Raw genomic sequence first — 19,009 nt, 5'->3', positions numbered from 1 at the left:
CGCGCGCCTGCTGGCTTCTTCTCTTCTCAAATACTCACGAAGCGGCGGCGCCGCCCGCGATCCGGTCGAGCAGCTGCGCCAGCGCCGCCTCGTCCTCGGGCGCATAGGCCGCCACCCGGCTTTGCCACAGCGTCGCCTGGCTTTGCAGGATCAGCCCGTCGGCCAGGATCTTGAGGTGGTTGGCACGCAGCGTCTCGCCCGAGGAGGTGATATCAGCGATGACCTCGGCGGTCTCGTTCTTCACCGTGCCCTCGGTCGCGCCCTGGCTGTCGACCAGGGCATAGTCGGCCACGCCGGCGCCCTGCAGGAACTCGCGGGTGAGTCGGTGATACTTGGTGGCGATCCGCAGGCGATAGCCGTGGCGGTCACGGAAGGCGGCGGCGGCGGCGTCGAGATCGTCGAGCGTATCGACGTCGACCCAGAGCCGCGGCACCGCCAGCACCAGGTCGGCGTGGCCGAAGCCCATCGGCGCGATTTCGGTCAGCTGCCGCTCCCAGAGCGCCAGCTTCTCGTGGATCAGGTCGGTGCCGGTGACACCGAGGTGGATCCGCCCCGCCGCCAGTTCGCGCGGCACCTCGCCAGCCGAGAGCAGCACCAGCGCGATGCCCTCGATCCCCTCGACCGCGCCGGCATATTCCCGGTCGGAGCCAGTGCGCGACAGGGCGACGCCGCGGTCGGCGAACCAGTCGAAGGTCTTCTCCATCAGCCGCCCCTTGGACGGCACGCCAAGCTTCAGAGTCATGACCGCGCCTCCAGCTGGAGCATCAGGCCCGGCCGCAGCACGCCGCCCACCGCCGGGATTTCGGCCCCGTTGCCGAGGCGGCGGGTCAGCGCGTCATAGCGCCCGCCCGTGGCCACGGCGGGCAGGTCGTCGCGGCCCGGCGCGTAGAAGCCGAAGACGAAGCCGTCGTAATATTCCATCGAGGTGCGCCCATAGCTGGCTTCGAAGTCGAGCGTCGCCGTGTCGATCCCGCGCGCGTCCAAAGCGGCGAGGCGGGCGCGGGTGCGCTCGAGCGCCGGGCGGATCGACGGCAGGTCGGCGGCCAGCGCCTCGATCCGGGCCAGCGCCTGCGGGGCGGGGCCACGAACCTCAGCCAGGGTTTCCAGCGCCGCGAGCTGGGCGCCGTCGAGCGGCGGAGCGGCGGCATCGGCGCGCAGGGTGGCGATGCGGGCCTCGATCTCCTCCCGCGTGCGCACGCCGATATCGGCCCCGGCATCGGCGAAGGGGTCGGCGGCGGCCAGCAGCGCTGCGCGGGTCGGCGGCACCGGGGTGCGGCCGGCGAAACGGTCGATCAGGGCGCGGAAGCGGCGCGGGCGCCAGATGTGGCGCAGCAGCGCGGCCTTGCGCGCCCCGGTGGTGTCGAGACCAGCGACCGCCGCCATCAGGATGCCGATATCGCCGGTCGCGGCGCGCAGGTTAAGCCCCGACAGCGCCTCGGCGAAGAGGGCGAAGACCTCGGCATCGGCGGCCGCAACGTCGGTGCGGTCGAAGACCTCGTAGCCGACCTGGACATATTCATTGGCCCGCTCGGCATCGTGTTCCTGGCGGCGGAACACTTCGCCCGCGTAGGTATAGCGCGCCGGCTCGGCCCCCTGCGCCATGTGCATCTGCACCACCGGCACGGTGAAGTCGGGGCGCAGCATTTGCTCGCCGCGCAGCGCGTCCGAGGTGACATAGGCGCGGGCACGGATGTCCTCGCCATAGAGGTCGAGCAGCAGCTCGGCCGGTTGCAGGATCGGCGTCTCGACCGTCAGCGCGCCCTCGCGCTCGAAGCGCTCGCGCAGCGCGGCCGCGCGGGCCAGGACCTCGGCGCGGGTCGGCATCAGTCCTGCCCGTCCAGGATGGCGCGGACCTTGGCCACCAGGTCGGCGCGGGCCACCTCATATTGGCTCGGGCGGTCCTTCCACTCTTCCAGGGTGGCGTTCTCGGCGATCTTCGCGCCGAGGATCAGGTCCTTGATCTGCACCTTGCCGGCGTCGAACTCGTCACCGCCCGCGATCACCGCGACCGGGCTCTTGCGGCGGTCGGCATATTTGAGCTGGTTGCCGAAGTTCTTCGGGTTGCCGAGATAGACCTCGGCCCGGATGTCGGCATTGCGCAGCTCGGCGACCATCGCCTGGTAGTCGGCCATGCGGTCGCGGTCCATCACGGTTACGACGACCGGGCCCTGTTCGACGTCCGAAATGCGGCCCTTGGCGCGCAGCGCGGCGAGCAGCCGGTCGACGCCGATGGAGATGCCGGTGGCCGGCACTTCCTGGCCAGTGAACCGCTTGACCAGGTCGTCGTAACGCCCGCCACCGGCAACCGAACCGAACTGGCGCTTGCGGCCCTTCTCGTCGAGGATCTCGAAGGTCAGCTCGGCCTCGAAGACCGGGCCGGTGTAATAGCCGAGGCCGCGCACGACGGAACTATCAACGACAATACGGTCCGTTCCGTATCCCTGCGCAGTAAGAAGGCGAGCCATGACTTCAAGCTCGTCGACGCCTTCATTCCCGATCTTGGAGCCACCAACGGCTTGGCGCATGGATGCAATTCGGCGCGCATTGAGTTCCCCAAGTTCTTCAGATTTGTCGGCCATTTGAGGAACGGACTTCTGTGTCAGATACTGGACAATTCGCCAAGCAACCATGTCATCCAATAATACACCGTCAATCTTGGCTCCGGATTCGTCGATACGTCCAAGGGTCAACAGTTCCATGACGCCTTGTTCGCCCACCTTGTCGAACTTGTCGATCGTCCGCATAACGCTTGGGCGACGCGGATCATCGCTAGAAATCCCAGCAAAATCGAGAACGCCTTCTAGGACCTTGCGGTTGTTCACCCGGATCAGGTAGTCGCCCCGCGCGATCCCAACGGCCTCGAGCGTATCGGCCAGCATCGCGCAGATCTCGGCGTCGGCGGCCATGCTGGCCGTGCCCACCGTATCAGCGTCGCACTGGTAGAACTGGCGGAACCGCCCCGGCCCCGGCTTCTCGTTGCGCCAGACGGGCCCCATCGTGTAGCGGCGATAGGGCGTCGGCAGGTCGTTGCGGTGCTGGGCATAGACGCGGGCAAGCGGCGCGGTCATGTCATAGCGCAGCGCCAGCCAGTCGCCCTTCTTGTCGCCCTCCTCGGCCTCCTGCCAGGCGAAGACGCCTTCGTTCGGGCGGTCGACGTCGGGAAGGAACTTGCCCAGCGCCTCGACCGTCTCGACCGCGCTCGATTCCAGCGCATCGAAGCCGTAGCGGTGATAGACCCCGGCGATGGTGCGCAGCATCTCGGTGCGCTGTGTCACCTCGGCACCGAAATAGTCGCGGAAGCCTTTCGGCGTCTCCGCCTTGGGGCGAGGCTGCTTCTTGTCCTTGGCCATGACGGAGTCCCTGCGTTTCATTCGCCGCGCGTCTCTATCCCAAGGTCCGGCTCGGGGCAAGCGAGTGCGGCCGGCCGCCCAGGCCTGTAAGGCTGTGGTAAGCCGCACCTGTCAGGCGACGTCCGTTCAAGCAATGGAGCGTCTTATGCGACATCCGGCCTGGGCCATCGCCCTCGCCTTTGCCATCGCGGCCCCCGCCAACGCGGCCGCGCTGCCCCCGAACAGCGCGCTGAGCTTCGACGTCATGCGCAAGGGCAGCGTCATCGGCGGCCACAGCTACCGCTTCTCGGGCTCGGCCAGCAGCTTCTCGGTAACCGTCGATACCGAGATATCGGTGCCGATCCCGCTGGACCGCAGCACGCTCTACAGCTTCAAGCAGCACAGCACCGAGCAATGGCGCGACGGCACGTTTCAGAAGATCTCTTCCACCACCAGCGAGGGTGGCGCGCCGAGGCAGCTGGACACCAGCTCGAAGGGCGCGCTGCCGGCAAGTTTCTGGACCGAGGATACCGTCCACACCGGCAAGCTGATGAACACCGCCGACGGCAAGATCATGTCGGTGCGGGTTGCCGATCTCGGAACCGAGGATGTCGACACCCGGCGTGGCAGCATCAATGCGCATCATTACCGCCTGTCGGGCGACCTGGTGCGCGATCTGTGGTTCGACGGCGACGGCAATCTTGCGCGCGCGGCCTTCAAGGCCGATGATGGCTCGACCGTGACCTACGTGCGCAAATAGACAGGACCGGGGGCCGATGCGGCTTCTCTACGTGGAAGACAATGAAAAGCTGGCGTCGAACACCAGCGCCAGCCTGCGCGACAACGGCTTTGCCGTGGATGTCGTCCATACCGGCGAGGACGCGGTGCATTCGGCGCGCAGCTACGACTATGACGTCATCGTGCTGGACCGGGGCCTGCCCGATATCGACGGGCTGTCGGTGCTGGACGCGATCAAGCGCGACAAGCCGCAGACCCCGGTCATTATCTGCACCGCCCGCGACACGCTGGATGACCGCATCGAAGGGCTGAATGCGGGGTCGGATGACTACTTGGTGAAACCCTTCGCCGCTTCCGAACTCATCGCCCGGATCAAGGCGCTGATGCGCCGGCCCGGGCAGGCGCATGGCGTCAAGATCACATCGGGCAACATCAGCTTCGACACGGTCGACCGGACCGTCCAGATCGACGGGTCGATGGTCAAGTTCTCCAAGCGCGAACTGGCGCTGCTCGAACTCTTCCTGCGCCGTGCCGGGCGGGTGCTGTCCAAGGACACGATCGAGAACGCGCTCTACAGCTTCGACGAACCGCCCACGATGAACGCGATCGAGGTACTGACCCACCGCCTGCGCAAGAAGCTGGCCGATCACAATGCGACCGGAACGATCCACAACCTGCGCGGGATCGGTTACGTCCTGCAAGAATGCGCGCGATGAAGCTGGCCGACGGCGTCATCGGCCCGGCACGTTCGCTGCGCCGCCGGCTGACCATCAACATCGTGGTGGCCATGACGATCTGCGTGGCGCTCGCCGGGGCGATCATGATCGCCGAGTTCTACGAGCACCTCGAAGAGAACACCCGCGCCGCGCTGTTCTACGAATCGCGCGAGTTTCTGGGACAGGTCGACCCGGACAGGCCGAACTACGGTCTGGACCCGGATGCCCTGCGTATCCGCGGTATCGAGGGCAGCTACCGCTACACCCTGTTCAACGGCGAAGGAGATGCCATCGTCGGCGGCGAAACCTCGCGCAGGATCCAGGAACAGCTGGTGCAGTTGCGCCTTGGACAGGCCGCCGAGATCGACCTGCCGGGTGACAGGGTCGGCGTGGCCATCCGGGCGCGGATCGATGGCGAGGATGTCTACGTCCTGGCCTCGACTTTCCCGCCCGGAACCAACGAGTCGCGTTTTCACCAGTTGATGCACGAGATCCGCGAACAGCTCTGGTGGGTCGTGATCGGCTTCGTGCTGATCATCACCGCCGCCTGGCTGGCCACCCGCCGGGCGCTGGAGCCGCTCGAGGCGCTGTCGCAGCAAGCCCATGCCATCGGCCCGACCGAGACCGACAAGCGGCTGACCTCGCAAGGCGTGCCGAGCGAGATCCGCCCGCTGATCCAGGCCGTCAACAGCGCCTTCGACCGGCTCGAACAGGGCTTGAACGCCCAGCGCGACTTCTCCTCCAACGTCGCGCACGAGATCCGGACTCCGCTGGCCGTGCTGCGGTCGAGCATCGACAGGATCACCGACCCCGAACTGCAGGCGAGCCTGGCCGAGGATCTCTCGCGCCTCGACCTTATCTTCGAGCAGCTGATCGACCTCGCCCGCGCCGACGCCTCGCGCGGGGCCAATTTCACGCCGGTCCACCTGCGAGAGGTGGTGTTGGAACAGGCCGTCGAACTGGGCGCCGAGGCCCTGCGGGCCGGGCGCCCCCTGGCGATCAACGGCGAGGAGGATTGCCCCGTGGAAGGCCACGCCGGTCTGCTGGGCATCGCCGTCAAGAACCTTGTCCGCAACGCGCTGCGTTATGCCCCCAGGGACACCGAGGTCGAGATCGAGGTATCGGCGCATCCCCCCGCGATCCGGGTGCTCGACCGTGGTCCCGGCGTGCCCGACGCACTGAAGGCCGGACTCTTCGAGCGCTTCAACCGGGGCCGCGCCTCGCCGCAGTCGAACGGTTCGGGCATCGGCCTGGCCATCGTCCAGTCGGTCGCCCGCGCTCATGGGGCGCAGGCGTCGGTCAGCGACCGGCCCGGCGGAGGCAGCATCTTCGCCATGACCTGGCCGCCGGACGCCGACAAAGGCTAGGACAGCCCCGCGCCCTCAGATATCGCCGAATCCGCCACCCCGGCCCTTGCCCGCGGCGAACCGCGCCGCGCCCGCCTGCCCCTCGGCCGCGAAAATCCCCGCCGAGCGCCATTCCCGCCTGAGCGCCGCCGCCAGTTCCGCCGGCGGCATCCGGGCCGAGAGATGATCGGCGCGCATACAGCCCTGCGGGAAACGGACGAGACCCCGCGCCAGTTCCTGCGCCACCGCCAACGCCTCACCCCGCGGGCAGGTGCGGCTGGCGAAACCCAACATCAGGGCCTCAGCCGCCTCCACCGGCCGGCCGGTCAGCACCAGATCGTTGGCCCGGCCCTGCCCGAGGATCCGCGGCAGCCGCACCGTGCCGCCATCGATCAGCGGCACGCCCCAGCGGCGGCAGAAGACGCCGGTGACCGCGCCCTCGGCCATCACACGCAGGTCGCACCAGGCCGCCAACTCCATTCCGCCGGCCACCGCCGGTCCCTCGATGGCGACGATCACCGGCTTGGAGAGCATCAGCCGCGACGGCCCCATCGGGCCGGGGCGCGGGGCGCCCACCGGGTCGGTCCAATTCTCCGGGATGCCCACCGCCGCGATCCAGTCCGTGGCCGACCCGCTGGCCGCCGACTTCAGGTCGAACCCTGCGCAGAAGTAGCCGCCCGACCCGGTCAGCACGGCGACATCCGCGCCCTCATCCGCCTCGAAATCGAGAAAGGCCCTGTACAGAGCCTGCGCCGTCATCGGGTCCACTGCGTTGCGCGCCTCAGGGCGGTTGATCGTCACCGTGGTGACGCGCCCCTCCGTTTCCACCAATATTGTCATATCCGTTCCTCCCTGCACCCAGCCTGCGCCCGCCCGCACGCCCTGCCAAGCTGGCGCGCGTTCTGACGTTACGGCGCGAAACCGGTTCCCCCGCGCGGCGTTGCGCTCTATGCCATCCGCGAAGGAGCGCCCGATGCAGCATCTCGAAGAACAGATCGCCCACCTGACCCGCACCATTGACGAATTGAACGAGGTGGTGACCCAACAACAGCGCGACATCGACCGCCTCCTGCGCCAGGTTCAGATGCTGCTCGACCGCGAGGCCCAGCGCGAGGCCGAGGGCGGCGGCGGCGTCATCATCGGCGACGAACGCCCGCCGCATTACTAGGCAGCGCCGCCAGCAACCCCGATCTTCGGGCAGCGCATGGCGTGGCGCCTTGCCTCTCGACCCGCGCTGAGGTCAAAGGGACCAGCGGACAACGGGCGGAAGGGGCCCTGGATGACCGAACGCAGCATTTTCGAACGCGCTCTTGGGCCCACGCTGGTGGCCCTGACCGCCATCGTCATCCTGCACGAATGGGGTGCCACCTGGGCCGGAGACGCTGCCGCCCTGCTGACACTTGTCGCCATCGCCCTGCTCGCGACCATGTCCACCGGCAGCAGGATCGCCTTTCTTCTGGTCGCCCTCGCGCTGACCATCGCGCTCGCTGCCCGCTCGCCCGACTGGCTGGACACGGTCCGCCGCGCGCTGTCGACCACCGCCTTCATTGCCACCTTCTTCACCGCGCTGTCGACGCTGCGCCGGGCGGCGCAGACCTCGCCCGCAATCCAGGCCTCGGGCCGTTATCTCGCCTCGCAGCCGCCAGGGCGGCGCTACCTCGCGCTGACCTCGGGCGGCATGATGTTCGCGCTGCTGCTGAACTACGGCGCCATCGCCCTGCTCGGCACCCTGGCCACGACCAGCGGCCAATCCGAGCCCGACCCGGTCCGGCGGAACCTGCGCACGCGCCGGATGCTGATCGCGATCCAGCGGGGGTTCATCGCCACGCTGCCCTGGTCGCCGATGTCCTACGCGGTGGCGATTTCGACCGCCCAGGTGCCGGGCAGCGCCTGGGCGAACCTCGTCATCCCCGGCCTCGTGACCTCGGTGCTGATGGCCGGCACCGGCTGGGCCATCGATACCATCTTCAAGCCCCGCCTCCCCGGCCCCGCACGCTCCTTCACTCCCGAAGGCACCTGGCACCGGCTGCTGCCGCTTGCGATGCTCCTCGCCCTCCTCGTCGGCCTCGTCTCGGTTCTGCACCTTGTGACGGACGTTCGGATCGTGGGCGTGGTCATGGCCCTGGTGCCGCTGATCGCCATCGTCTGGCTTGTCATCCAGACGCGCGACCTGGGCGAGACTCTGGTCCAGTCGGGCCGCTACCTGGCCGAGGAGCTCCCCAGTTACCGCAAGGAACTCGTCCTGCTGATGATGGCCGGATATATCGGCACCGTCGGCTCGGCGCTCTTGGTGCCGATGATCACCGCCGCCGGCTTCGACCTCTCCGGTGTGCCCGGCTGGGTCGTCCTGGCCGCGCTGGTCTGGCTCATACCGCTGACCGGGCAGATCGGCATGAACCCGATCCTCACCGTAACACTCTTCGCGCCGCTGATCCCCTCGGCCGCCGCGCTCGGCACCTCGCCGACTGCGATTGTCGTGGCCATCACCTCGGGCTGGGCGCTCAGCGGCATCACCTCGCCCTTCACCGCGACAACCCTGCTGATCGGCTCCTTCGGCGGCATCAGCGCCTTCCAGGTCGGGACCCGCTGGAACGGGGTCTATTTCCTGGTCACCTCGGTCCTGCTGACCGGCTGGGTGCTGGCCTTCGCCGCCCTCTCGGCCTGAGCGCTACAGCCCCAGCCCGTCGAGCAACTGGTTCTTCAGAAGCGCCGCGCGCACCCCGAGCCGGCGCAACCCGTGCATGGGGATCGGCCGCAGCGGCGTCACCGGGAAATCCAGCGCCTCCTCGGGCCGGCCCAGCGCCCAGTCGGCCATCACCCGGCCCATCACCGTCGCCGTCGCCACCCCGCGGCCGTTGTAGCCCAGCCCGGCGAGGATACCGTCCCCGACCCGGTTCAGATGCGGATAGTGGTCGAGCGTCATCGCCACGAAGCCGCCCCAGGCATGGGCCCATGTCACCGGCCCGAGCTGCGGGAACATCGTCTCGGTCGCCCGGCGCAGCGCCTGGAACTGCCGCCGCGTCCCCGCCTCGTCATAGGCGCCGCGCCCGCCCATGATGAAACGCCCCTGCGCGTCGAGCCTGTAATAGAGCAGCAACCGCCGCGTGTCCGAGGGCGCCTGCCGGCCCGGCAGAACGCTGCGCAGAACATTGTCCCCCAGCGGCGCCGTCGCCACCTGGACCGAGCGCACCGGCACCACGCTCTGCGCTAGTCCGGGAATGAGATCGCCGGTATAGCCATTGGTGCAGACCAGCACCCGCCGCGCCCGCACGATGCCCCGCACGGTCGAGACACGGTATCCGCCGCCCTCACGCGTGACCGCGCGCACGCGGCTCTGCCCGTGGATGCGCGCCCCCGCCGCCTGCGCCGCCATCGCGAGGCCCAGCGCATAGTTCAGCGGATGCAGGTTGCCGCCCCGCGGATCGATCAGCCCCCCGCAGTAGACGCCCGTCCCGATCATCGCGGCGATCTCTTCCCGATCAAGCATCCGCAGCGGCGCCCCGCGCGCCTGCCATTGCCGCGCCGTCTCGCGCAGCGCCTCGAGCGCGCGACCATTATGCGCCGCCCGGATCCAGCCCGCGCGTACCGGGTCGCACCTGATGCCCAGCCGGTCGATCAGGTCGAAGACCGCCTGCCCGGCCTCGCCCGAGGCGCGCACCATCCGCGCGCCCATCTCGGCGCCAAAGCGGGCTTCGATGGCCTCGGGGTCCTCCTTCAGTCCCGGATTGACCTGCCCGCCATTGCGCCCCGAGGCCCCCCAACCAGGACTTTCCGCTTCGAGCAGTGCCACGCTGCGCCCCGCCTCGGCCAGCCGCAGCGCCGCCGAAAGGCCGGTATAGCCGCCACCGATCACCACCACGTCGGCATCGGTCTCGGTGACCAGCGGCGGGCAGTCGGGGGCCGGGTTGGCGGTGGCCGACCAGAGGCTGTCGGCGATGACCGGGATTTCGTTGGCGATCATGTCGGGATGTCCTTCGATATTGGCGCGATCCTCCCCGCAGCCCGTCCGTTTTTCAAGACAAACCCTGGCGCAAAGCTTGAAATCACGCGGAGCGCAGGTGAGAAGACGGCAAAACGGAGAGGCATGCGGCGATGATCCTCTGCTGTGGCGAAGCATTGATCGACATGATCCCGACCGCCCTTCCCGATGGGACCCCGGCGCTGGTGCCCCATGCCGGCGGAGCGGCGCTGAACCTGGCGATTGCGCTTGGCCGCCTGGGGGCGCCCGCCGGCCTCTTCACCGGCCTGTCGCGCGATCTGTTCGGGCGGCAACTCGAAACGGCCCTGCGCGCCAGCCACGTCGACCCCACGCTAGCCATCCGCAGCGACCGCCCCACGACGCTGGCCTTCGTCGAGGTGGTGAACGGCAGCGCCCGCTATACCTTCTACGACGAGAATACCGCCGGACGGATGCTGTCCAAGGCCGACCTGCCCGATCTGCCCGACGCCGTCAGCACGCTGACCTTCGGCGGCATCAGCCTGATCCACGCCCCCGCCGCCGAGACCTATGCCGCCCTTGCCCGACGCGAGGCCGGCCGGCGCTGCATCGTGGTCGACCCGAACATCCGCCCCGGCTTCGTCACCGACGAACCCGCCTATCGCGCGCGGCTGAGCGGGTTGCTCGCGCAGGCCGATATCGTCAAGGTCTCGGACGAGGATCTGGACTGGCTGCTGCCCGGTGCGCAGGACGGGATCGCCGACCTGCTGGCGCAGGGTCCGGCATTGGTGATCGTGACCAAGGGCGACAAGGGCGCGCTGGCCGCGCATCGCGCTGGCTGGCAGGTCGCCGTCGCGGCCCCCAGGGTCCCGGTCGTCGATACCGTCGGTGCGGGCGATACCTTTCTCGCCGGCACCCTGGGGCGGGCGCACGAAAGTGGCCTGCTGTCGCGCACCGCGCTGAACCAGGTCACGCCCGACGCGATGACCGAGATCCTGGCCTTCGCCACGCAGGCCGCCGCCGTCACCGTCGCGCGCGCCGGGGCGAACCCGCCCTGGCGGCACGAGCTACTTTGACAGGAATTCGTGCATCCGCCCCAGCGCGCGGCGGATGTTCTCCTCGGAATTGGCATAGCTGATGCGGATATAGCCCTCGCCCAGCGTGCCGAAATCCGGCCCGCCGATGGTGGCAACCCCGGTCTGTTCGAGCAGGTCCGAGGCCAGCTTCTTCGACTTCCACCCGGTATCGACGATATTCGGGAAGGCGTAGAAGGCCCCCTTCGGCACCACGCAGCTCACCCCCGGCATTGCGTTCAGCAGCTCGACCACCACCTTGCGGCGCTTGTCGAAGGCCGCGCGCATCTCGGCAACGGCGTCCTGCGGCCCGGTCAGCGCGGCGATGGCCGCATATTGCGAGGGCGTGTTGACGCAGCTCCAGGCGTTCACCGCCAGCTTGCGCAGCTTGTCATAGAGCGACTCCGGCCAGACAGAATAGCCCATCCGCCAGCCGGTCATGGCATAGGTCTTCGACCAGCCGTTCAGCAGGATCAGCCGGTCCCGGATCTCGGGATAGTTCAGCAGCGTAACGTGTTCTTCACCATCGTAGAGCAGTTGATCATAGATCTCGTCCGACATAACCGCGACTTGCGGGTGCTTCTCCAGCCCCGCCACCAGCTTGTCGATCTCGGCCTTGGGCGTGACCCCGCCACAGGGGTTCGCGGGCGAGTTCAGGATCAGCAGCCGCGTCCTGGGGGTAATCAGCGCCAGCGTCTCCTCGGCCGAGACGGCAAAACCCTTCTCCTCGCGGATCGGCACCGGCACCGGGGTCGCTCCGGTAAACTCGATCATCGAGCGGTAGATCGGAAAACCCGGATCCGGGTAAAGGATCTCGGCCCCCGGCTCGCCGAACATCAGGATCGCGGCGAACATGGTGATCTTGCCGCCGGGCACCACCGCCACCAGGTCGGGGTTCACCTCGGCGCCGAAACGACGATGCAGGTCGCCCGCCACCGCCTCGCGCAGCGCGGGGATTCCGGTTGCAGCGGTATAGCCGTGCTGCCCATCGCGCAGCGCCTTGATCGCGGCTTCAACAATATGCGGCGGGGTCGGAAAATCGGGCTGGCCGATGCCGAGGTTAATGACATCCATCCCCTTGGCCGCCAGCGCATTGGCCCGCGCCAGCACGGCAAAGGCGTTCTCCTCGCCGATACGGTCGAAATTCTTCACGGTCTGCATGATGCCCTCCCCGACAGGTCAGGGTCTTTCAAACCGCATATCGCGCCTGCTTGGCAAGAGGGGCCGCGCCAATTCAGCCGGCGGCAACCCCGAAGACCTTGCGCCAGGCGTCCATCGCCGGGGCTGCGGCGTCGCGGGTGAGCACCGCCAGCACCTGGTCCGACCCCACCGTCGCGCGCAGCACGGTGCGCCCGTCCGGCAGCGGCAGCAACAGGCAGCGCGGCCGCGCCGCGCGGATGCTGGCCATCGACGATTTCTGCTCGACCTCGCGGAAGGCACGCAGCCCGGCGATCAACGCCTCGGGGCCGCGGTGATGTTCTTCGCCGGTCTTCCCGGCCACCGTCATCCAGGCCAGCATCAGCGTCTCGATCCCACGCAGGAAGTCGCGCAGGTCGCCGGTCCCGGCACTTGGCGTCAGGCTCAGCCCGATGCAGGCCGCCAGGTTGCGGGCCGAGCAGGACAGCCCGTCCGGGTCGGCCGGCGGCATCTTGCGGTCGACCCGCAGCCGCATCCGGCCCGGCCGGTCGAACAGCGCCTGCAGACGATGCGCATAAACGCGGGCAGCCGAGGTCGGATCGCCCGGTTCGCTGCCCGGCGTTCCCTTGCGTTCGCCGACAATCTGAAGCCCGCTCAGCCGGCGGTTCGACACCGCCATCTGAGCCACCTCGCGGCCATCGACCACCAGCACGATACGCCGCGGCAGCACGGTTTCGTCGATCTCGCGCAGCAGCATCACCAACATGCTGTCGCCATCCGCCGCCCGCGCGCGCCGCGTCCGCGCCAGCGCCGGGCTTTCTTCCACCAGGCGCTCGATCACATGCGCCAGCCGGGACCCCTCTGCCGTGCCGCGTGATGCCTGGAGTTTCATGGCTTTCCCCATCCCGCGCCCCTCAGAGAATTCTTACCGTGTCGCGGGCCAACCGCTCGACCCGCTCGAAATCGCCGACCGAATGGCAGACCACGCAAAGCAGGTCCGATTCCTCTTCGGGCGCGCGCAGGAACAGGCGCACTTCCGAGGGCTCGAGCAGGATGGCCTGGTCGATCCGCGCGCCTTCCTCAAGGAAATGCTCGGCGACACCCGGCGAATCCGCGCTGGCAAAGCAGCGGGCCGCCTGCATGCACAACTCGTCCAACCGCTCCTGCGGCCAGGGCCGCGCCGCGCTGGTGCGCAGCACCAGCCGCGTGTTCAGGTCACCAAACGCGGCAAGGCTGCAGCCGGGGGCCGCAGCGCGCAGGGAGTCCAGTTTCTCGACGATACTCATGGCCGCCCCCCGCAGGCAGGGGCACGGGCCGCCCGTTGCTCTGTCATGTCACCATCCTCATGTATTCGTCAGACATATGCCCCATCCTCGCGATGGGGCAGACGCTCGGTCCGGCTGCCGGTGCCGCGCGCCCGCACCCGCTTGGGAATCACCCGCTCTTCGTCGGAAACCGCGTCGACAGGAGGCTCTGCAGCAGCCTCCTCGCGCTCGTCGTTCTCCTCGAAGCCGCCGGACATAGCCTGCGCCGTCTCACCGTCTTCCTCCGCCGCATAGGGCGTGTCACCGAAGATCCGCGCCAACCCGCCGTCCTCCTCGGGCATCTGCGACAGCAGCAGGTCGACCATGTGGTTGGTGAAGGCAGCCGCGCCGCTGGCCTCCCATGCAGCCACGTCGTCGCCCGCCTGCAACGCCTTCAGCAACGAAACCGGGTAGACAGCCGCGAACTGCCCCTCGGTCTCCTTACGGACGCGCGCCAGCACCCGCGCGCGGTCACGCTCGTTTACCAGTTTGTCGAACTGGGTCACCAGCAACAGGTTCTCGCCCCGCGTCAGCTCGCGCAGGCTCTCCCAGGTCGCCGCCTCCGACTGCCGCCAGGCCTGCGTCGCATGGGTGCACCAGATGACGCTGTCGGCCAGGTCGAAGACCGACTGCCAGACCTCAGAGGACATGTTCGGGTCGGAGATCCCCGGCATGTCGATCAGGTCGCAAAGCTCCAGCAGCTCGGAGTCTAGGAACAGGCGGATCAGCCGCGTCTCGGCCAGGTCGATCGAGTCGAGATCGTCCAGCGTGATCTCGCGCTCGCTGCCGTCGTGGCCCACCGCAAAGACCGCATCCTCGCCCCGCGACATCCAGACCGGCGGCAGCCGAGTCGCGGTCACCCGCGTCGGCAGCGGCGAACGGCCCAGCAGCAGGTTCGACAGCGTGCTCTTGCCGGCGCTGAACTCGCCCATCAGCGCAAGGCGCGGCCGACGCGTCGCGCTGCCGGTGTCCGTGTCATGTGCCGCTCCGCTCATGCCCATTCTCCGTTCTGCCCCGGTTCCGTTCTGCCCCGTCACGCCGCATACCGCGTCAGGGTGTCCAGCGCGTCCTGCAACGCGCCACGCCGTTCAAGCTCGCTACGGTCGAGGAACAGCTCCTGCACATCCGTCACTCCGCCGGCGTGCGAGCCGAGTTCCAGCAGGATGTCCTTCTGCTCCTCCATGAAATCATGCAGCGCCCTGAGTGCGGCGTCCTTCACCTCGGCGGTCTGCACCACCTTGAGCTGGTGCATGAAATCCTCGGTCTCGGCGGCGATCAGCAGCTGGAACTTCTGCGCGAAGGCCTTGTAGCCACGGGTGCGCCGCCACCAGGACTTCCACCAGCCGTCCCGGAAATCGAGCGCGATGGTCTGGCCCAGGGCCACCGGCGAGGGGATCTCGGGCGCCATCGGCAGGCCGATCTGGATGCCGCCAACAACCGAGCCGAAGGCCGCGTAGTAGAGTTCCGCGAGGTCCGTCACGGCGGCCTCGAAGCTCTTGACCGCCAGCGCATGGGCGCGCGTCCCGAAGACGTTGTAGGCCGAGCGCAGCAGCATCCGCAGGCCGGTCGGGCTGTATTCCCAGACCTCGCGTTCCCCGTGACGTTCCAGGTGCTCGACAAGCGAATGCGTCGCGCGCTCGATGAAATTGGCATGGGCCCGGTCCGCGCGCGTCTGGTATTCCGCGATCATCGCGTCAAAATCCTGGCCGAGCTTGGTCAGGTGCCGGTCGGCCAGGTGATCGAAGCGCGAGCGCACGTCATACATCGACAACTCTTCCGGCGCGTCCTTGCCCTCGATGGTGATGCTCTCGGCCACCTTCTGGCTCGACGCGATGGTAACGGCCGAATTGGCGATCTTGCTCAGTATAGCCTCGCCGCTGTCGGCCACGATGCGTTCGCTCAGGTGGCGGAACAGGTTCGGCAGGCCCGAAAGCTCCCAGACCATGTCCGCCGGCGAACTGGCGGTCGCGGAATCATCCAGCGCCGTGGCCGCCCAATCGAGCAGCGCGTGCGAGCTGAGCTCCGACATCGTCTCGATCCCGCCGGACAGCACCTTGTTGGCCCAATAGGCGCTCCCGAAGATAATCGCCGCGCCGGTCGGGCCGTTCTGGTCGACCAGTGTCTGCCGGATGCTCGCCTCGATCTCGGGGATCTGGTTCTGCGGATCGGCCAACTCGTCGATCCGGTTCACGAAGATCAGCACGTCGCGCGACTTGAGGTTCGAGATCAGGCGGATCAGCCCCATGTCGACCGAGGTCAGCGCCTGGTGCGCCGAAAGCACGACGACGCAGATCCGGCTCTCGCGGATCGCCTGGATCGTCACCTGCTCGCGCATCATGAAGGTGTCGTTCACGCCGGGCGTGTCGCGCAGGCACATGCGGAACGGGACCGTAGGGCTATTCATGTAGAGATCGGCCGAGCGGGTGATATCGGCAAAACGTCCCTGGTCCTCGGGCCCGCCCTCTTCGCCCTCGACGTCGAAATCATCGCCCAGGCAGATGTAACGCTCGACCAGGTTCTTGTCGAAGAACCCGTATTCATGCTCCTGCCCCAGCAGCAGCTCGAACTTCTTGCCGAGCCGCTTGCGGGACTTTTCCCGCATCGTCTCGATCTGCTCGCGGATCTTCTCCAGCTCGCTTTCCGCCCCGGCGCGGCCCGCCAGCTCTCCGATCCGTCCGCCCTTGGTCAGCAGCCGGTCCCATTCGCGTTCCGTCATGAACTTGAACCGCGCGCCGATCTCTGCCCGCTTGCGGCCCGGCGTCAGGTGCAGCGAGGTGACAACCGAAGTCCAGGGGTTCACGTCCGAGGGCAGCAGATCGGCCCAGCCGGCCATGGCGTTGACCAGCGCGGTCTTGCCGGCCTTGACCTGGCCGAGAATGGTCACCGTCGGCTCGTAATCCGCCAGCGACTTGCGCAGCCGGTCGACCGAGCGCGAGGTGCTCTCGCCCGTTACCGAGCAGAGCGACTCGAGCGTCCGATCCAGGTGTTCGACCCGCTCGGCGAATTCAACCATACCTTCGAGACCCGCGCCAAGGTTGCAGGGCGCGGCAGGCGCGCGCAGCTGGGTCGCGGACTCTAGGTTGGTTTCCATCTTCATTTGCTCATGGCCCTCTGCGTCTGTCGGTCTGCCAGTCCTCCCGATTCCGGCCGGACCGGCGGCTTCACCGCATGGTTGAAAAATCGGCGGGGAATGTGGTCAAAGTTGGGCTGATGCAAGGCGCGGCCCAATTCAATGCCCCGGATTTGACGTTGTCTTGTCGCCGATCTCTTTCTTGAGCTGCAGCAGCAGCGTGACCGCATCCACCGCCGCATCCTCGTCCTTTTCCAGCTGGAACAGCAGCATCATCTCGGCCCCTTCCTGGGTATCCGACTGGATGCTGCGGCTGATTACTTCACTGCCCCCGGCGGCCTGGAAAAGCTCGGCCAGCTGGTTGGCGGTGGCCACGCAACGCTCCAGAATATCCGCCGGCTTCGGATCACCGGCCGAGGCAAAGCTTGCCACCATCTCGTTGGCCTGCGCCTGCAGCAGTGACAGCGCCTCGCCGAAGGCCTCTCCGCCATTCGGCGCGGTGGTCGCCGCCTCTGCCGCCTCCGGGGAAACGGCCAGCAGGTTCGTCACCTCCGGCTGCGCGCGGCGCGCGGCGGCGTCGATCTGCGGCGCGAACTGGTTGAGCAGCATCTGCGCCTGGTCCATGTCGGCCGTGCGCCCGTTGTCGACCTGGCGCAGCAGCCCGTCGAACAGCTCCTTCCCGCCGCTCGAACGCCATAGCGCCGTATTCACCTGCTGCGACGCGGTCCGAGCGGTGATCGCCTGGATCGTCGCGATCGGGTAGAGCCCCAGGAATTCCTCGGCCACCAGCGGCTGCAGCGCATTGATCCGCTCTTGCAGGATGCCGCGCATCATCTGCCGGTCGGCCATCGTCAGCACGAGGAACGAGTGATCCTTAACCTCTTCCGGCACCCCGGCCCAGAGCTTCTGCTCCGAAGCGTCGAAATCCTCGGTACACCAGAGCACGATATCGGCCCATTGCGCGACCCAGTTCACCATCGAGACCTGGTGCCCGAAAGCGCCGTTGAGCGAGACCTCGACGAAGTTCTGCCGCGCCAGGTCGCCCACGGGCATCTCCACGCGCGCCCGCACCGCGCCCGCCGGGACGTCCCCGGCGGTCAGCGCGCCGTTGCCGCGGACGTATTGACCGTCTTGCAGCTCGAACGAGGTGCGCAGCTTGGACCCATGGGCAATCTCGACCACAGGCACCCCGGCCAGCGCCGCGACCGAAACCTCGGGCAACATCATGTTGATGAGTGTCGATTTCCCGCTGCCAGGCAGACCGATCACCGCCACCTGAACCGGTTTTCTAAGGTGATCCAGCAGCCGAGCGCCCCACTGCTGCCATTCGGAGGGGAACAACTTGCGGTCAAGCGCAGTCTGCAACCGATCGACGACCGGTTCGATGGAAGTGGCAAGAGTCACGCCGATTGCTCCATGGATATCCGGTAGGTGGTGCCCTTGCCGCCCTTCGGCTTGCTGGTGGCGGTGGCGACAAAGGTCATCGTCTTCCGCTTGCGCGTCGGAGCGGGCAACAGCTCGCTTGCAAGCGGTGTCGCCGCCAGCACCGCGGCCTCCCGCACCGCCGACTCGACCTTGATCACGCAGACGCTGATATTGTCCTGGTCGGGATCGTCCAGATCCGACAGGCAGCGCAGCAGATCGGCGATGATCTCGGTACAGGGCCTGTCGGCATTGGCCTCCAGCACTTCGGCGATTTCCTCGTCGGCAAGGAACTGCAACCCGTCGCTGGCGGCCACGACGATATCGCCAGGCCGCAGCCGCACCGGCAGCGCCGGGCAGTCGATCTGCGCGATCTCGTCACCGATCAGCACCGAGGTCAGGCTGTTGCGGTCGGGATGGTTCATCGCCGCCTCCCAGCTCATCGCGCCGGAGTTGACCAGGTATTCGATCTGCGGCCCCATCGAGTGATCCTGGTTGAGCCGCCGCAACTCGCCATCACGCATCAGGTAAAGCGGCGAATCCCCAACCGAGATCCAGTAGAGATTGGACCCGAACAGCACCGGCACAACCAGCGTCGAGCCCATCCCGTAGGTATGGGGATTGTCCTGGGCGTGCATCCGGATGCATTCGTTCGCGCCATGCACGGCATCGTGCAGGACCGCCGCGATCTCGGCCTCGAGCGCGCCGGGATCGCCTGTGCGCATCTTCAGCTCGCTGAAGATCTCGGTCGCCACGATCTTGGAGGCGACATCGCCTGCCGCGTGACCGCCCATTCCGTCGGCAAGGACGGCAAAGCCCATGCCGGCCCCTGCCGGAAAGTCGGTCACAACGGCGTCTTCCTGATGCTCGCGCCGGCCCTGATGCTGGGCGGACGCAGCGTCGTATCTGATTTCAGCCAGGGGCAGCATCTCTGGTC

General features: G+C 67.7%; 18 protein-coding genes. 6 read left to right on the top strand and 12 right to left on the bottom strand.

Annotated elements, in window-relative coordinates; translation table 11 throughout:
- Positions 1 to 34 precede the first annotated feature (34 nt).
- The 3 genes from hisG to hisS are packed head-to-tail and all read right to left on the bottom strand — an operon-like array spanning position 35 to position 3,350.
- Positions 35 to 742, bottom strand: a complete 708-nt coding sequence (gene hisG / locus IE266_RS15290) for an ATP phosphoribosyltransferase (RefSeq protein WP_189680976.1) — start codon at positions 740 to 742, stop codon at positions 35 to 37.
- Positions 739 to 1,824 carry an ATP phosphoribosyltransferase regulatory subunit gene (locus tag IE266_RS15285; protein WP_189680975.1) on the bottom strand — a complete coding sequence of 362 codons (1,086 nt, stop codon included), beginning with the start codon at positions 1,822 to 1,824 and terminating at the stop codon, positions 739 to 741. Before IE266_RS15285 ends, hisG begins: the two co-directional genes overlap by 4 nt.
- Positions 1,824 to 3,350, bottom strand: coding sequence for a histidine--tRNA ligase (hisS, locus tag IE266_RS15280; protein ID WP_189681104.1), 1,527 nt, complete (start codon positions 3,348 to 3,350; stop codon positions 1,824 to 1,826). The genes IE266_RS15285 and hisS overlap by 1 nt, the downstream gene beginning before the upstream one ends.
- A 145-nt stretch (positions 3,351 to 3,495) precedes the next feature.
- Between hisS and IE266_RS15275 the strand changes: the two genes are divergently transcribed.
- The 3 genes from IE266_RS15275 to IE266_RS15265 are packed head-to-tail and all read left to right on the top strand — an operon-like array spanning position 3,496 to position 6,150.
- Positions 3,496 to 4,089 carry a DUF6134 family protein gene (locus IE266_RS15275; protein WP_189680974.1) on the top strand — a complete coding sequence of 198 codons (594 nt, stop codon included), beginning with the start codon at positions 3,496 to 3,498 and terminating at the stop codon, positions 4,087 to 4,089.
- 16 nt (positions 4,090 to 4,105) lie between these two features.
- Entirely contained in the window at positions 4,106 to 4,783 is a 678-nt protein-coding gene (locus tag IE266_RS15270; protein ID WP_189680973.1) for a response regulator transcription factor, read from the top strand.
- The gene (locus IE266_RS15265; protein WP_189680972.1) at positions 4,780 to 6,150 is read left to right on the top strand and encodes an ATP-binding protein; all 1,371 of its coding nucleotides are present in this window, start codon (positions 4,780 to 4,782) and stop codon (positions 6,148 to 6,150) included. The genes IE266_RS15270 and IE266_RS15265 overlap by 4 nt, the downstream gene beginning before the upstream one ends.
- Before the next feature lie 15 nt (positions 6,151 to 6,165).
- Here IE266_RS15265 and IE266_RS15260 read toward each other — a convergent pair whose 3' ends face one another.
- A complete protein-coding gene (locus IE266_RS15260) occupies positions 6,166 to 6,969 on the bottom strand; it encodes a crotonase/enoyl-CoA hydratase family protein (RefSeq protein WP_189680971.1) in 804 nt (267 codons plus the stop codon).
- A gap of 133 nt (positions 6,970 to 7,102) precedes the next feature.
- Between IE266_RS15260 and IE266_RS15255 the strand changes: the two genes are divergently transcribed.
- Positions 7,103 to 7,297 carry a SlyX family protein gene (locus tag IE266_RS15255; RefSeq protein ID WP_189680970.1) on the top strand — a complete coding sequence of 65 codons (195 nt, stop codon included), beginning with the start codon at positions 7,103 to 7,105 and terminating at the stop codon, positions 7,295 to 7,297.
- A gap of 111 nt (positions 7,298 to 7,408) precedes the next feature.
- Positions 7,409 to 8,794 carry a hypothetical protein gene (locus IE266_RS15250; protein WP_189680969.1) on the top strand — a complete coding sequence of 462 codons (1,386 nt, stop codon included), beginning with the start codon at positions 7,409 to 7,411 and terminating at the stop codon, positions 8,792 to 8,794.
- 3 nt (positions 8,795 to 8,797) lie between these two features.
- Here IE266_RS15250 and IE266_RS15245 read toward each other — a convergent pair whose 3' ends face one another.
- A complete protein-coding gene (locus tag IE266_RS15245) occupies positions 8,798 to 10,090 on the bottom strand; it encodes an NAD(P)/FAD-dependent oxidoreductase (RefSeq protein WP_189680968.1) in 1,293 nt (430 codons plus the stop codon).
- A gap of 131 nt (positions 10,091 to 10,221) precedes the next feature.
- On the opposite strand from IE266_RS15245, the gene IE266_RS15240 reads away from it, so the two are divergent.
- On the top strand, positions 10,222 to 11,142 hold the full coding sequence (locus IE266_RS15240; RefSeq protein ID WP_189680967.1) for a carbohydrate kinase family protein: 921 nt from the start codon (positions 10,222 to 10,224) through the stop codon (positions 11,140 to 11,142).
- Here the strand turns inward: IE266_RS15240 and IE266_RS15235 are convergent.
- The 7 genes from IE266_RS15235 to IE266_RS15205 all read right to left on the bottom strand — a co-directional run bounded on the left by IE266_RS15235 (position 11,134) and on the right by IE266_RS15205 (position 19,001).
- Entirely contained in the window at positions 11,134 to 12,300 is a 1,167-nt protein-coding gene (locus IE266_RS15235) for a pyridoxal phosphate-dependent aminotransferase (protein WP_189680966.1), read from the bottom strand. The genes IE266_RS15240 and IE266_RS15235 overlap by 9 nt on opposite strands.
- Positions 12,301 to 12,373: 73 nt before the next feature.
- Positions 12,374 to 13,168 carry a hypothetical protein gene (locus IE266_RS15230; RefSeq protein WP_189680965.1) on the bottom strand — a complete coding sequence of 265 codons (795 nt, stop codon included), beginning with the start codon at positions 13,166 to 13,168 and terminating at the stop codon, positions 12,374 to 12,376.
- 22 nt (positions 13,169 to 13,190) lie between these two features.
- Positions 13,191 to 13,562, bottom strand: a complete 372-nt coding sequence (locus IE266_RS15225; protein WP_189680964.1) for a hypothetical protein — start codon at positions 13,560 to 13,562, stop codon at positions 13,191 to 13,193.
- 68 nt (positions 13,563 to 13,630) lie between these two features.
- Positions 13,631 to 14,575, bottom strand: a complete 945-nt coding sequence (locus IE266_RS15220; RefSeq protein ID WP_229864153.1) for a dynamin family protein — start codon at positions 14,573 to 14,575, stop codon at positions 13,631 to 13,633.
- Between the two features lie 38 nt (positions 14,576 to 14,613).
- Complete coding sequence (locus IE266_RS15215) at positions 14,614 to 16,671, bottom strand: dynamin family protein (protein WP_229864151.1); 2,058 nt, start codon at positions 16,669 to 16,671, stop codon at positions 14,614 to 14,616.
- A gap of 138 nt (positions 16,672 to 16,809) precedes the next feature.
- Positions 16,810 to 18,054 (bottom strand): hypothetical protein, encoded by a 1,245-nt coding sequence (locus IE266_RS15210; protein WP_189680961.1) that lies wholly within the window; start codon positions 18,052 to 18,054, stop codon positions 16,810 to 16,812.
- Entirely contained in the window at positions 18,051 to 19,001 is a 951-nt protein-coding gene (locus IE266_RS15205) for a PP2C family protein-serine/threonine phosphatase (protein ID WP_189680960.1), read from the bottom strand. The genes IE266_RS15210 and IE266_RS15205 overlap by 4 nt, the downstream gene beginning before the upstream one ends.
- Positions 19,002 to 19,009: the final 8 nt, after the last annotated feature.

Origin of the sequence: Seohaeicola zhoushanensis, assembly GCF_014656415.1 — a bacterium.
GTDB classification, from domain to species: Bacteria; Pseudomonadota; Alphaproteobacteria; order Rhodobacterales; family Rhodobacteraceae; genus Seohaeicola_A; species Seohaeicola_A zhoushanensis.
This window is presented reverse-complemented; position numbering and strand designations above follow the sequence as displayed.